This is a genomic window from Leptospirillum ferrooxidans C2-3 (assembly GCF_000284315.1).
In the GTDB taxonomy this organism is placed as follows: domain Bacteria; phylum Nitrospirota; class Leptospirillia; order Leptospirillales; family Leptospirillaceae; genus Leptospirillum; species Leptospirillum ferrooxidans.
Window position 1 is genome coordinate 443047 of sequence record NC_017094.1, and the last position, 14497, is coordinate 457543.

The following is a 14497-nucleotide window of genomic DNA, read 5'->3' on the forward strand; positions in this document are numbered from 1 at the left end:
TAATTGGAAATTCAATGAGTTAGACCAATTTGTCTGTTTTGAATGGGGGTCGTATGTCTGGAAATGTTGAAATCATGTTGTCGGAAAATGCCTTGAAAGTTCTGGAAAAGCGATATTTTGCCAAAGATGAGATGGGTGTTGTCCGGGAGAATTCCGAAGAGATGTTCAGGCGAATTGCCAACGCGATTGCCTCGGTCAACCCCCAGCCATCCGAGAGGGAGTTTCTGGCAGAAGAGTACTATCGTTTTATGGCAGGTCTCGATTTTCTCCCCAATTCGCCAACGATCATGAATGCCGGTAGACCTTTGGGTCAGCTTTCCGCCTGTTTTGTGTTGCCGATCGGGGACTCCATGCCCGAAATTTTCGACACGGTAAAGGCCACTGCACTGATCCACCAGACCGGTGGCGGTACCGGATTTTCCTTTTCCCGTCTTCGTCCCAAAGGAGCAGTGGTTCGGTCAACAGGAGGACAGGCATCGGGTCCAGTCTCTTTCATGAAGGTCATCAACGCATCAACCGATGCGATCAAGCAGGGTGGAACGCGTCGCGGTGCGAACATGGGGATTCTCAGGGTGGATCATCCGGATATTCTGGAATTCATTGACTGCAAGATGGATTTGACCCAAGTGACCAATTTCAATATTTCCGTTGCAATCACCGATGTCTTTATGAAAGCGGTCAAGGAAAATACGGATTACGATCTGATTTCCCCCAATAATGGCGAAGTTGCTGGCAGCTTGTCTGCCCGGATGGTCTTTGACCGTATTGCCCATAATGCATGGGCAAACGGAGAACCGGGACTTTTCTTTATTGATACTGCCAATCGGGCCAATCCAACTCCGTCAAAATGGACATATGAAGCAACGAATCCTTGTGGAGAGCAGGTTCTTGGACCTTATGAGTCCTGTAACCTTGGCTCCATCAATCTTGAAAAGCACCTTGTGCGGAATACCAAGGGGCAGTATTCAGTCGATTGGGAGAAGCTGACCCATTCCGTCTACCTCGCTGTCCGTTTTCTGGATAATGTTGTGGATGCCAACCGTTTTCCAATTCCGGAGCTTGAAGAGGTCAACAAGGGAACACGGCGAATCGGGTTGGGTATCATGGGGTTTGCCCGGCTCCTGATGTATCTTGAGATTCCCTATGATTCCGAAGAAGGTCTCGAGATGGCCGAATCGATCATGAGTCATATTCAGGAAGTGGCAGAGCGGACCTCCCAGGAGCTGGCCGCGACCCAGGGGCCGTTCCCTTACTTCGAAGGGATTGGAACCAAAAAACGGAACAGCCATCTGCTGACAATTGCCCCGACGGGGACCATCAGCATGATTGCGGATACTTCCTCTGGCTGTGAGCCCGAATTTTCCATTATCTGGTATAAAAATGTCATGGATGGAACTCACCTTCCCTACACGCTTGATTATTTTACCGAAGTGGCCCAAAGGGAGGGTTTCTGGTCAGAAGAACTTCCATCCCTGATCGTTAAAAATCATGGATCCTGCAGGGGGATTCCACAGGTTCCCGAAAAGTGGCAGATGGTTTTTGCAACGGCCCATGATATTTCGGCGCCGTGGCATGTCCGAATGCAGGGAGCTTTTCAGAAGTATATCGATGCGGCAGTTTCAAAGACGATCAATATGTCCCAGGAAGCCACAATTGAAGATGTGGAGAAATCCTACCTTCTTGCCTATGACCTCGGTTGCAAGGGAATTACCGTCTATCGTGACGGAAGCCGTTCAAACCAGGTTCTGAACCTTGGGACCGGATCAGAGAAAGTCTCCGATCCCCTTACCTCAAAGGATCTGAAATGGGGTAATCGAAGGGTTCCCCTGGATACAAGCCGGGGTGTGCGTGCCAAGATCAAGGGAAAGTCCGGAAAGTCCTACGTCCATCTTTATTTTGATGCGGATGGCCGGCCTGCCGAGATTTTTGTGACACCGGCAGCAGACCACCGGGAGAGAGAAAGCGCGATCCTGTTTGGTCGTCTTGGATCGATGGCGCTTCAGTACGGTGCTCCCATTGAAGAGGTGATCGGCCAGTTCATCAAGTCCCATGAAGAGGCGGGAACCTTGGGATCGGACCCTTATGCCATTGCGAAAGCCATCGGCACAATCCTTTCTTCCCAAGATGGCGAAATCGCCGAAAAGGGGCTTGCGATTGAAGTGGCCTGTCCCACCTGTGGAGGTAAAGTCGCCTTCATGGAAGGTTGTCTCAAGTGTATGGGTGGTGAAAAAGGCGGGAGTTGCGGCTGGAGCCAGTGTTAACGATTTGGAAATAAGCGAGTGAATGAACTGCTGAAATATTGGAAGATTGGAACATCAAAAAGGGGAGCCCGAAAGCTCCCCTTTTTCATATTCGGAGAAAATGGAAATGATGGCAAAAAGCCTGGATCAGGCCATATTCTTGAGAGCTTGTGAAAATCTTCCCGCATGGGACTTTTCGGCTTTGGACATGGTTTCAAACCATTCCGCGATTTCTTCAAATCCTTCTTCTCTCGCGGTCTTCGCAAATCCGGGGTACATCTGGGTATATTCGTAGGTTTCCCCTGCGATCGCGGATTTCAGGTTGGTTGGGGTATCGCCGACAGGCTCCCCTGTGGCTGGATCGCCAACTTCCTTCAGAAAATCAAAATGGCCAAAAGCGTGGCCTGTTTCACCTTCAGCAGTGTCCCTGAAAACTCCGGCAACATCGGGATAGCCTTCAACATCGGCTTTTCTGGCAAAGTAGAGGTAACGACGATTGGCTTGGGACTCTCCTGCAAAAGCGGCTTTCAGGTTGTCGACTGTTTTTGAGTTCTTGAGAGATTTCATAGATGTCCTCCAATGGTCATTTTTGGTTTTTGTGAGGGAAAAGGATGAAGCTGCAGGATTGAAAAAAAGGTGAATCTGTCAGCTAAAAACCTTTTTGGTGCCGGAGATTCTTCTGGATCGATTTTTGCGACCTCTAGCCATTGTAAGTGGGGGAAGATGCCCAATGCAAGGCTGGATAAAGGAATCTTTTATTTATTTTTTTAACGGGCGGGACTGTCTTTTAACCCAGAGGAGAGAGATGGGGATACATCAATTTATTTTTGATATGGCACAAGAGCAGAATTATGGTATATTTCCCGAGTATTTTGACTTTTCTGTCGGGTCATTTTTTGTTACTGGAGGGTTAGGATGATGTCGTTTCCTTTAAAGTCTGGAAAAATTTCATTTTTGGCTTTGTGCCTCTCTATTGTTTCTGTCCTGTCGTTCTCGGGGTGTTCTTCTTATAGTGTCAAACGGGTGAGCCTTGATACGGAAGGTGGGGTTACCAGCCGCTGGACCGACAATGATGCAAGACTCACGGCAAAGACCCTTATCAGGAAAGCCCTCAGGGAAAACTGGCTGGCAAACTTCAAGGCCAAGCATGGAAGAAGGCCGGTTGTTGAGCTTGGTCAGATCATCAATCGATCCGACCAGCATATCAATACCCGGCTTTTTCTAAACCATTTTCAGGATCAGCTCCTTGAGTCCGGAAAGGTTCATTTTGTGACAGCCAATGCTGCCCATCGGGGAGAGGCTTCCTCGGAAAGAGCCTATCAGATGTCTCATGCCAGATCGTCAACGATCCATGGTCCTGACCAGCAAACCGGGGCGGATTATCTTTTGACAGGGTCGATCAACTCCTATGTGGCGAGAAGGGGCGGAAAGACTGTCCGGATGTATGAGACTCACCTCAAGGCAATTGACCTGACATCGAACGAGATCGTATGGGCCTCGGAATATCGTGTCAAAAAGATTGCACATCAATCCAGTATGGGATTCTGACCCATTGCTGACGGAGGTGTTTTGAAGGACGAATCGGTTCGGTCCAGGCGGCCTGCTCAATCACTTTTGTGTTTTATTCTGACATGTTTGATCCTTTCATCCTGTGCTCCGTCAACGGAGCAATACAAAGGGTATTTCGAATCCCTGTCCCTCAACCCTTCCGATGGAGGGGTTGATCCGGGACCGGAAAAAATCATCCGGAAAGCCCACGGTTCATATGGAGAGAAAAATGAAGTCCTCTATGACATGGATCTTGGTGCTGCGGCACAAGCCTCCGGAGACTATCGGACAAGTGAAAAAGCTTTTCGCAGAGCGGATCGCCTGAGCAGGATTCTCTATACCAAATCGGTCACCAATATCATCGAGGCCTATCAGACCAACGATCTGGTCATTCCCTACAGGGGATATCCATTTGAACGGGTCATGATCAATCTGTTGAATTCCTTGAATTACGCAGAGACTGGAGACTGGACCGGGGCACTCGTTGAAACCCGCAAAATCCGTCTGAAGCTTCAGGAATACAATCAGGACTATCCCAAGGCTGCGACTCCTCCAGGCAAATTTGCACGATACGAAAGTTCCGCTGTTCGTTTAATGACGCAGCACCACATCGCGTTCAATACCGCTCAACTCAATCATTATACGGATGACGGTTTTGCCAGATTCCTCTCCGGAGTTTACCAGGAGGCACAGGTCAACTCAGGGGGGGTGGACTATTCCTCATCCCTGATTTCCTATAGAAAAGCCTATTCGACGTATGAAAAGAATCAACTTCTGTATGGCGCCTCAATTCCTTCCTTTGTGCTTCCGGCGCTTCTGCGTTCGGCCGAGGCTTCCGGTCGGGTCAATCTTTTGGCCAGACTGAAAAAACGATTTCCGGGTGTGCAATGGATACGATCAAAATCGTTTGAAAAAATGGGGCATGTGATTTTTATTGGCTACAATGGCCAGATCTTTCATCTGACAAGTCAACGGTTCGCTTTTCCGTTTCCCATCGCCAATACATTGGCGATGGTCAGCTTTTCCGTTCCCAATCCGGTTTCCGGGGGGACTCAGATCTTTGGCCATCGTATCGTCGCAAGTGCTGCGGGGAAGACTGTTGTGGCCGAAAATACCTCCGAAGTGGCGGAGCCTCTGAGGGCAATCGGTTTGACCAATTTTCAGGATCATCTGAAGCGCGTGGTTTTCAGGGAAGCGATCCGATCTATCCTGAAGACAGCCGAAGAGGTTGTTGCCACAAATGTGGCCGACAGGCAGGGCGGAGGCATTGCGGGTTTGATTGCCATGATTGTTGGTGATGTCGCGAATGTGGCCTCGGATGAGGCAGATACCCGTTCGTGGAGAACCTTGCCATCGCAAATGGATTATTCCGAATTGGATCTTGATCCGGGGACATATGATATTTCAGTGTATCCTATGGGAGTATCCGGACCGGTCATTGAGAAAAAGGTCACTCTGGTTCCCGGTCAGTTCCTTCTTTTGCACGAAACCGATGGACGTTAACAACCTGTATATAAGGAGATTTTTCATGAGTCATCCATTTCGGATCAAAGTCCTGTCGGCGGTTCTGGTGTTCTCGTCTATCCTGGCCGGCTGTGCAACATCTTCTTCCAATGGGGCATGGTGGGAGACAGGGATGAGTTCCTCTTATCCCCGTTCCACCTATTTGACTGCTTCCGGATTCGGAAGCTCCGTTGACCGGGCAAAGTCGGATGCCATGAAAAATCTTTCAGGAATCATTCGCTCCAAGGTGAAATCACAGTCTGTTTCCATCCGGACGGAGTCGGATACGACACAACACTTTTTAAGACGAGAGCATCTTGATGTCTCAACGGATGCAGTCTTGAAAGGTGTGTATTTTCCCAAGGTCCAATTTGATTCCCATCAAAATGGCTACTATGCCCTTGCAGTCCTGAACCGGAAAAAAGCGACACAAGCCTTGTCCTCCGAGCTGTCTTCCCTGCGATTGAGGATCCTGTCCAAGAAAACACAACTGGAAGGAGTCTCTGACCCTGTCCATCAGGCAAGACTTCTGGTCCGGATTATTGAAATTGAAAAGAAGGCAATCAAGAAATCCCAGGAGCTTTCGGGGCTTTCTGGTATGCATCCAATCCTTGGTTTTTCCATTGGGGACGATTCCGAGAAGCTGATGAACCTTTTTTCAAAGTATCTGACATTTGCGGTTCATATTACGGGGGATACCTACGGGTCTTCAGTGGTGACCGACCAGATCACCCAGCTTTTGGGGGAAGACGGCTTTCGTCCATCGACGGGGAATCCTTCGATTCTCATCCAGGGAGATGTTCACACCGGCCAGGTTCCGGCTCCACCCGGTTCACCCTATACTTTTATCGGCTTCAATAGCGCCATTGCCGTTGTGGACGTGAACCGGCGCCAGACGGTGCAAACAGTTCTCAAATCTGGAAGGGATGCCGGGAATGATCTCTCCCAGGCTCAAAGGCTTTTGGAAGGACGGCTCAAAAAAAGCATTTCCAGACCTGTGGTGAGAACAGTTGAAGACTATATCCTCCACCCGGAGCGTCTGGTCCACTAGTTTGTCTGGGACTTTTTCCGGTGGTTGCGATTGTTGGGCGAAATGAAGTAGAATACCCAAGTTTTCCGCTTCAATGGTGAGTGTAGCTCAAGGGCAGAGCACTGGTCTGTGGCTCCAGGGGTTGGGGGTTCGAAACCCCTCACTCACCCCAATGTATAGCCATATTACTTAAGAGTCTGATCGTTTTTTCCGTGGCACTACCCTCTTTTGACTTTTTTTAAATCGCGTTCACCTTTTTCCTATCTCCGGACTTCTATCTCCGGAACAAAAGGGTAATCCACTGCCCATCCGTTTTCTGATCTCATTCCAGATCCCTTATGCTTCCTTCCGAGCATCTTGAATTTTTCGTTTGCTTCTCCGTTTTCAGGCCCGTATCGTTCTTTTATCTGAAAATGTTTTAAAACTTCGGGATTCATCCCGGAGAGGATTCCATCAAAGCCCTTTATAGGGCGCTCCGACTGAAAACTGAAGCGAATCATGGCAGATTCAAGTGAGGTTCATGGGGAAAATGCCACCGTGGGTGAAGTCGCCTGGAAGATTGGAATTATGTATCATATAAGGGTCGAAGGATTGGCTCATACAATTTAACTTCAGGTGAAAAATGCGAATGCTCAAGTTCATAATGGTTTTCCTCGCAGGCATCCAATTGACCTCTGGGGTTGTTTTGGCCGATTCAGCGCAAGATCTTCTCAACGAAATGCAACAACGCTATGAAAGCACCAATTCACAGACTCCCGCCCAGACGAACCAAAATTCATTGCCACCACCACCTGTTTCACCTCCTATTGGAACGAATTCACCAGTGATTCAACCCTCGGTCGTTCCTCAGTCCACACAAAACAAGGGAAATATTTCCAAGAAGCAAAACAACAAAAATATCGGAAGGGTTGGTGTTGCCTGCACAAAAACGGAAACGCCGCTCATTATTGAAACCAACGTGTCGGCGAAACTGTTTTTTAATGGTCGCTATCTGACAAATACTCCTGTGAGAATCTGTGTTAAAAATAAAGCCATCTGGGCTAATGACGGCGCTTTTTTGATCCGGTTAAGCAAGCAAGGGTACGCCGAGATTGTGGATACGATTATCATGGGGACGACCAAACTCAAGAAAAAGTATGTCCTTGTGAATCTGGACTAAGTGGGAATAATGATCGACAGATCCCCGCTGTGGAAATGAAATGGTAGACCGCTCCATGGCTGTTGCACCAGATTTGTGAGCCATTGACCAGCCTGTCCTATCTTTCCCTGACACTGAAGTATTTTCCATGATCCATCAGAGCAAGGGAAATGATGCCAATCCCCTGAGTCAAGAGAAAACTCCGGTAACCTTACCCGAACATCCCTGTTTCCTGCCATTTTGCTATATCGCATTTCAACAAAAATGATGTAATGTTTCCATTTTTGTTGCGCTGGGCTTATCTCATTTTTTATTATAAAATAAAATTATACTTATAACCTGAAAAAACTTATTGTTTCTCGATGCTTCCTAATGTGGCATAAGGTTTGCTCATGATGCAGACAGTGCACTAAACCCTTGATGCTCATCGGAGGCGGTATGCTTAAAAGTCATCAAATGAATTTATCTATAGATGAAAAGAAGTGGCTCCCTTTTTTGGGAAAAACGGGAGCGATGAGTCTTGGACTGTCTTGTCTTTTGAATCAGGATACTTATGGGCTTGTAGAAAGAACTTTTGAGGGGATTTCCGCGACCAGATTGAAAATATTGACGCAATGGGCTCAAGAGAAGTGGCTCTATTTATCGGCAATCGCTGAGGAGGCTGCTGACCTGTGGCCAGAGTTATCGAGTCAATTTCTGGAGTTGGAACGGGTTCATTCTTTGGATATTTCTGAACTGTTTGTCCTGGATTCTTCCGGAACGGTTGTTGCCTCAAGCAAAAAGGAAAGGGAAGGAAGGGCTGTTTTGGTATCAAAAGCTTTTTTCGAGGGGCTCAAGGCTCCATTCCTTCATGGCCCCTATATCGATCCCGAGACCGGTAGAATTGGTCCCTCGACATCAAAATTTCATGATGACGTGACCTTGATGTTTTATCACCCCATCAAGAGCCGGGGAGAAACTCTGGGGTGCCTTTGCGCAAGGATTCCCAATGATGTCATCGGGGATCTGATCCAGCGGGAGGCTGGCCATGTCTATCCCGAGTCGGGAGATAATTATCTCTTTATGGCAGAGTCTCATTTTGATCCTTCCATTGATCCGGGCACTGCGCTGTCTCGTTCACGCTTTGAAGATGACAGCTTTTCCTTTGGAGAGAACCTTAAGGGAGGAATCAAAACATCATGGGGTACGGTGAAGGTGGAGCACCATACAGAGCTTGAACTCCGATTTACGGATCCATCGACAGGGGATCTTCACCCCGGGGTCCGGGAAACGATCCGAAACGGGAGCAATCTGTTTGTGACCTATCCCGGATATTCCGATTACCGTCATGTTCCCGTGATTGGATCAGGTGTGACCTTTCAGATGCCTGGATCTCCCGATCGATGGGGAATGATGTGCGAAGGAGATCTTGAGGAGGTCTATCGACGAAGATCCATGAATTTCCAGTTTATGGGACTTTTTGTAGGATTGAATCTTCTTGTATGGGCCTTGAATATCGGCTTTCTGCATCTTTCCGGACTCTCATTCTGGGAGCGCGAGGTGCTCACTCTTCCCTTTTTTATGATGGTGTGCCTGTGGTTTTATAAAAAAGGACTGCAGCCTTTTTCCCATCGACTAAAGGAGATGACCGGAGTGATCCGGACGATTTCAGAAGGGGGCGGAAACCTCCGCCAGAGACTTGATCACAAGATTCTCGTTGCGGATGAAACAGGAGAAATGGGGCGGTGGATCAATAGTTTCATCGACAACCTTGACGGGATAGTCGGTCAGGTCGTCAGGACATCCGAATTGGTTCTCGAGACCAATCAGCAGATGCTTCAGAAAAATAATGAGGCTGATGGGGCCTCCGCTCAAGTCGTCAAGGCGATTGAGACCCTCCTGCAGTCTCTTGCCACTCAAATGGCGGAAATTTCCGTGGCATCAAAAACTGCAGAGGAAATGAAATCATCGATGACTCATGTCATTGAAACTGCCAGATCTCAATTTGACGCTGTTCGTGCCAGGACAGGTGGCATACGACACTCGATCGACCATTCCAAGGTATCCATTGAAGCGCTTGAGTTGAGCGCCAGGAATATTGGAAAAATCGTAGAGGTTATTCAGGAAATTGCCGACCAGACCAATCTTTTGGCGCTGAATGCCGCAATCGAGGCCGCCAGGGCCGGAGATCACGGGAGAGGGTTTGGTGTCGTCTCTGCAGAGGTTCGAAAGCTTGCGGAACGCACCAGCATGCAGACTCGTGAAATTCGTTCGATGATCAGCCAGGTTCAGGGAGAAGCAAAAGAAGCCGTTACTACGATGGAAGGCAGCATGTCCGGTGTTGAGGAGGGTCTTTTATTGACAGAAGGATCAAGCTCGGACCATGCAGGAATCGAGAAAGTCGTCCGGAAAATGGGGGATTCCATTGCCAATATTCTCGAGACGAGCGAATCCCATAGTGATATTGTCAAGAATACCAAGATCATGACAGAACGGATGCAACACGCGGTAGAGGCTCTTCGGGGGAGTGTCGGTAAGGTTCGTTTTTCCACGAGACAATTGCAGCAGCTGGTGGGGCAATTTCAGGTGAGTGACCATTAAGCGATCATGGGAATGAAGCGCCCGAAGCTCTCTTTTCAGGAGAGCTTCGGGTTATATTTACCCCTTGGTCTGGTGGACTTTTTCCTGGAATCTGGGGAGTTTGATCGTATTGTCTTTCAAGGAACGGGATTCTGAGATCCTGATCGAATCGACAAAGGAAGTCGATGAAACAAGACGCCATCTTTTTTGGTTCTGATTTTTGGACATATACATAGCCTCATCGGACCTTCGAATCAGATCTTCCCACAAGACACCATCCTGGGGGCAGATGGCAACCCCGGCAGATCCTGTTATCTCAACAAGTTTTCCTTCGATCCTGATGGGCTTTTGTATCGCTTCCATAATGCGTTCGACCAGTAATGTCAGTGCCGTATCACTTTCAATATTGTTCAGAAGGATCAAAAACTCGTCACCACCCAGCCTGACAACAAGGTCTGTTCTCCTTGAGCATCGCAGGAGTCGTCCCGAGATCACTTTCAGAAGGGTGTCTCCCCCTGCATGTCCACACGTATCGTTGACTTTTTTAAACCCGTTGAGATCAAGAAAGAGAACGCCCAGCCGGCTTTTTTCTTTTTGGGTTCTCAAAATTTCAGCCGGCATCCATTGGGACAGGAAGTTCCTGTTGGGCAGCCCTGTCAACGGATCGATATGGGCTTGTTTCCATAGGATTTTTTCTTTCTGGATCTTGTTGTCCATATCTTTCCAGACATGAACAAAGCTTGTTATTGACCCATTATCTCCCAGAATCGGAATGAGGGTGATTTCATAGTTGCAAGGGGATCCATTGGTTCTGTGGTCGTGGTGTACCATTGTAAAGATCTTTCCCTGCAGTATGGTTTCCCAGACAGGCAGCGATGTTTTGCTGACGTGCTTGGGGACTTTCATAAACTCTGGGGTCTGACCGATCAGGTTTTCTTTTTCTTTCCCGGTCATCTTGAGAAAATCTTCGCTGACCCAGACGATTTGCCCATCCTGGTCCGATATCATCGCACCGCTTTCGATGGGTGGGTTCGGACTGGATGTCTGCTCACCGGATGGGATTTCAGGGGAAGTCTCGTGAATCCCGGGGACCCTGATGCTGGCCATGAGCGCCTTGATTTCTTCTGGGGAAAGGATCGGATCCATGGAGGCTCCTTTATATATTGAGAGCAGGAAATACCGGGTGGAATTTGAAAGATCTTTTCATAAGCAATCGACCGGAAAATGATCCCGAGTGAACCATGAGAGCGAGATTACCCCCAATTGATGGATTGATCAGTGAATTTGGTCATGTTGTTATGTGACGCAAATCACATACTTCAACTCTCGGGATCCGGAACTCCTATCAGATAAGGGACAGATCATCGAAGTTCCCTTCCAGCCCTTAGTGTTTTTCGATGAGCGACTGTCTTTCAGATCGCTTGTTCCCAAATAAAAAAGTCTTGATTGCTAATCGCCTTCCTCACCCAAATGGGCATCAGCCCAGTGTTTCAAAAAATATGATGATATATTTAATTGATCTGATTTTTATTTTTTAATAACTCTTTCATTATATCATTTGTCGGCCAGATTTGTATGGATGGACCCGGGACTAGTATGCGTCTTCGCAAACTCTTCTGAAAAAACAGCTCTTGCAGGAATAAGCTCCCGGCATCGGAGTGAATCCCTCTTTTTCCGCGACACCGTTCAAGGGATCCTGAATCTTTGAAAGAATGGTTCTGGTGTGTTGTTCGATGCGGGAATGGGTTTCCTCAAAGATGACTTGAGAAGAAGAGGAAAGGGAGACTTTCCTGTCCGGGTTTGAGAGGTAGATCGCTCCGGTCCTGATGGTATGGGGTTCTCGACCGAATTTTTTCACGGCATAATAAGCATAAAGATCGAGTTGTGGCTGATGATTCTTGGGGCTTGGTTTTCCTGTCTTCCAATCCAGGATGATCAAGCCTTCCGGATCGTTTATAGCCAAGTCGATGGATAGATAGACCGGAAAATCGATCCCATCGGTCTGAAAAGGGATACTCTCGAGGATTTCGTCTGTCCGTATAAGGCAATCGGGTCCCAGTGACCGGATCCATTCCCAAGGTTCGGACAGGAAGAAGTTCTCAAGCGTTGCAAGGCTTTTCCCGACAATTTCCTTCCATTCGGAATCGAGGATCGCCATTTCCTGGTCGTCGTGTTCAATGAATCGATAGCTTCCCTTGGGGGGAATGGTTTCGGGAAGAAGAGCCTTTGATTCCCTGAAATCGAGCCTCATCTGGAAGAGAAGTTTTTGTTTTTCCTTCTCCGGATCGATCTCATGGCCCGCCTGGAAGGATTTCAGAATGGAAGAGATGGCTTCATGGACTCGGCTTCCGCTCCAGAGATAACGGTTGGAGAGTTTTTTGAGCCTGTAAATCTCGCGCGTCAGGGGAGAACAGTTTTTTTCCCATCCACCCCATGATCCATAGCGGGAAAACCAGTATTGTCGGGGGCATGTTTCATACTGCCCCCATTGGGAAGGGGAATAACTGAACGAATTGACAAGAAGGGCCATGGTTCCTCAGTGAGTATTGGGCGTGATGAAATTGATCGAAGATTCCGCTGTTTCTTGAGTCTCGGGAAAAGGAGACAATTTCATCCGGAGTCGACAAAAACTGCAAATATCCGTGTAGCAGGGCTCCTGGCAGACTTTGCAACTTCCTGCGGGAGGAGCGTTTTCACTTGATGGAGGAAACATCTTCTCTAAGCGCTCGAGGAATCCGAAGTAAAAAAACTGTTTTGTACCGGGAGATTCTTTTTCAATGTCATTCAAGACTTTTTTATAGAAGATCTGTTTTGCATCAGCGGACATGGGGCATTCCCTGATGACGTAATCGATTCCCTTCAGGTAGGCATAGGTGGCCATTTCTTTTTCGGTCAGGCGATTCAACGGTTTGACTTTTCGTATGAGCCCTCCTTCAGCAGGAAGGGATGGGGACTGTTTTTCCAGATATCCATCCTGCCAATGGAGAATGTTTCCCAAAAGGCGTGAGGCTTCATCGTCCAGGTTGTGTCCCGTTGCAAGAACCTGACAGCCATGTTGCCGGGCCGCCCGATTGAAAAGGTGCCGTTTGGAAAGGCCACATGCCGAGCACGGGGGTCTTTTGGTGGATTCGGCTATAACGGGAAGTGTGGCTCCCGTTTCTGATTCGATCTCCTCGATAATAAGTGGATATCCTCTTTTTTCCGCAAAAGCTCGCGTTTTCTCGGTGCTCTCCTTCGAGTACTCAGAAATGCCGAGGTCGAGGTGGTACCCGAGGACATCAAGTTCAAGCCTTTTCAGTATCTCCCAAAGGGCGAGAGAATCCTTTCCTCCCGAAACGGCCAGAAGAATACGGTCACCCGGTTCGAACATCCTGAATTCCTTGATGGTTTTTCGAACCTGATCCATCAAGTATTTATCAAAGCAGTCTGCACAGAATGCGGTATTGTGCCGGGGGATGGCGATAACGGCCTTTTTTTTACAGACTCGACAATTCATGATCCGGAACCTCCCGAGATGACCGGCCTGATCTCCACCTCGTACTGCGGATCAATACTGTCTCCCGGCAAAAGAAGACTGTCTTTCTGGATGACAAGAACGGTTTCAGAATCGAGGCCCAGCTTGAGCAGCAGTGTGGAAACCCTTTTCTGGAATGGAACTTCGATATGCTCTCCTGTTTGGGCGTTGAAGACCCTAATCGGTGTCGGAACCCTATGATGGGGAGCGGTTCCTTCTTCAGTGACGGATCGTGTTGCCTCGGGACTCTGGTCCTCGGATTCTGACAATGGGGAAATCCTTCCTGTTAAGGCGTATGGAGATGAACGAAGGGAAGACTGAAAAACGTCCCTGTGAGATTCACCTGCCAGCAGTTTAGCGATATTCTGATCATATCAGAGCGGGGAACAGTTGGAAAAGGCAAGAGGGTCTGATCAGCTATCCTGAGGGGGATCTGTTTTTGGCGAAATGATGGGTAATCCCAGTTTTTTAGCGGTGAGAAGGGATTTGAGGATGATCGGGTAACACGCTTTCCGAACACCAGGATCTTCTGAGAGCATGCTGATTGCCATTGCCTGGTTCTGGAGCTCTTCTGTCAGTTCCACGCTGTTGTTTTTAGCCGGCAATGGTTTCCTGAAAGGCTTTTCAAGCCGGATGACAATCGGCAGGTGGGCAAGGTCGGGTGCGATGGCCTGAATCGTCTCCCGGATTTCGGGCAGAAGAAAAGTGCATTGTCGCTGCCACGCCTGCCGGGATGTCCTGATGATAATTCCTTCGGGTGAGATGGCTCCAGGGTAGGTATTGTCCCTGATCGGAGATGGAAGGTGGCTGTCCCAGTCCCGCTGGAAGAGGACAAGACGCACACCCTCTTCAATTCCAAAAAGGGATTTTTGGGAGCTGGCAATTGAGGAAATGGATGTGAAAGACAAGTTCGACCCCAATTCTGCCCGTAGAGGATTTGCAGGGAAAATCCTGTTTATGGAATA

General features: G+C 48.4%; 13 protein-coding genes and 1 tRNA gene. 7 read left to right on the plus strand and 7 right to left on the minus strand.

Features of this window, described 5'->3' with window-relative positions:
- Positions 1-53 precede the first annotated feature (53 nt).
- Positions 54-2261 carry an adenosylcobalamin-dependent ribonucleoside-diphosphate reductase gene (locus tag LFE_RS02265; protein WP_014448659.1) on the plus strand — a complete coding sequence of 736 codons (2208 nt, stop codon included), beginning with the start codon at positions 54-56 and terminating at the stop codon, positions 2259-2261.
- A 126-nt stretch (positions 2262-2387) separates the two neighbouring features.
- On the opposite strand, the gene LFE_RS02270 is transcribed toward LFE_RS02265, so the two are convergent.
- On the minus strand, positions 2388-2807 hold the full coding sequence (locus tag LFE_RS02270; protein ID WP_014448660.1) for a rubrerythrin family protein: 420 nt from the start codon (positions 2805-2807) through the stop codon (positions 2388-2390).
- A gap of 348 nt (positions 2808-3155) precedes the next feature.
- On the opposite strand from LFE_RS02270, the gene LFE_RS02280 reads away from it, so the two are divergent.
- The 4 genes from LFE_RS02280 (at position 3156) to LFE_RS02295 (ending at position 6493) form a co-directional block, all read left to right on the plus strand.
- The gene (locus LFE_RS02280; protein ID WP_014448661.1) at positions 3156-3788 is read left to right on the plus strand and encodes a penicillin-binding protein activator LpoB; all 633 of its coding nucleotides are present in this window, start codon (positions 3156-3158) and stop codon (positions 3786-3788) included.
- Between the two features lie 21 nt (positions 3789-3809).
- Complete coding sequence (locus LFE_RS02285) at positions 3810-5291, plus strand: COG3014 family protein (protein WP_014448662.1); 1482 nt, start codon at positions 3810-3812, stop codon at positions 5289-5291.
- 25 nt (positions 5292-5316) lie between these two features.
- The gene (locus LFE_RS02290) at positions 5317-6342 is read left to right on the plus strand and encodes an LPP20 family lipoprotein (RefSeq protein ID WP_014448663.1); all 1026 of its coding nucleotides are present in this window, start codon (positions 5317-5319) and stop codon (positions 6340-6342) included.
- 76 nt (positions 6343-6418) lie between these two features.
- Positions 6419-6493: transfer RNA gene (locus LFE_RS02295), tRNA-His, on the plus strand.
- Between the two features lie 88 nt (positions 6494-6581).
- On the opposite strand, the gene LFE_RS14055 is transcribed toward LFE_RS02295, so the two are convergent.
- Positions 6582-6758 carry a hypothetical protein gene (locus LFE_RS14055; RefSeq protein ID WP_014448664.1) on the minus strand — a complete coding sequence of 59 codons (177 nt, stop codon included), beginning with the start codon at positions 6756-6758 and terminating at the stop codon, positions 6582-6584.
- Positions 6759-6949: 191 nt separating this feature from the next.
- Here LFE_RS14055 and LFE_RS02305 point away from each other — a divergent pair, with 191 nt between their 5' ends.
- Positions 6950-7480, plus strand: a complete 531-nt coding sequence (locus LFE_RS02305) for a hypothetical protein (RefSeq protein WP_148272515.1) — start codon at positions 6950-6952, stop codon at positions 7478-7480.
- Between the two features lie 435 nt (positions 7481-7915).
- The gene (locus LFE_RS02310; RefSeq protein ID WP_148272516.1) at positions 7916-10039 is read left to right on the plus strand and encodes a methyl-accepting chemotaxis protein; all 2124 of its coding nucleotides are present in this window, start codon (positions 7916-7918) and stop codon (positions 10037-10039) included.
- Positions 10040-10096: 57 nt separating this feature from the next.
- Here the strand turns inward: LFE_RS02310 and LFE_RS02315 are convergent, their stop codons facing one another.
- From LFE_RS02315 to LFE_RS02335, 5 genes are all read right to left on the minus strand, one after another.
- Positions 10097-11164 (minus strand): sensor domain-containing diguanylate cyclase, encoded by a 1068-nt coding sequence (locus LFE_RS02315; RefSeq protein ID WP_014448667.1) that lies wholly within the window; start codon positions 11162-11164, stop codon positions 10097-10099.
- Between the two features lie 445 nt (positions 11165-11609).
- Positions 11610-12548, minus strand: coding sequence for a PD-(D/E)XK nuclease family protein (locus tag LFE_RS12870; protein WP_014448668.1), 939 nt, complete (start codon positions 12546-12548; stop codon positions 11610-11612).
- A gap of 6 nt (positions 12549-12554) precedes the next feature.
- Positions 12555-13514, minus strand: a complete 960-nt coding sequence (locus LFE_RS02325; RefSeq protein ID WP_014448669.1) for an ATP-binding protein — start codon at positions 13512-13514, stop codon at positions 12555-12557.
- Positions 13511-13801, minus strand: coding sequence for a hypothetical protein (locus LFE_RS02330; protein WP_014448670.1), 291 nt, complete (start codon positions 13799-13801; stop codon positions 13511-13513). The genes LFE_RS02325 and LFE_RS02330 overlap by 4 nt, the downstream gene beginning before the upstream one ends.
- Positions 13802-13945: 144 nt before the next feature.
- Positions 13946-14440 carry a DciA family protein gene (locus LFE_RS02335; protein WP_158310229.1) on the minus strand — a complete coding sequence of 165 codons (495 nt, stop codon included), beginning with the start codon at positions 14438-14440 and terminating at the stop codon, positions 13946-13948.
- Positions 14441-14497 lie beyond the last annotated feature (57 nt).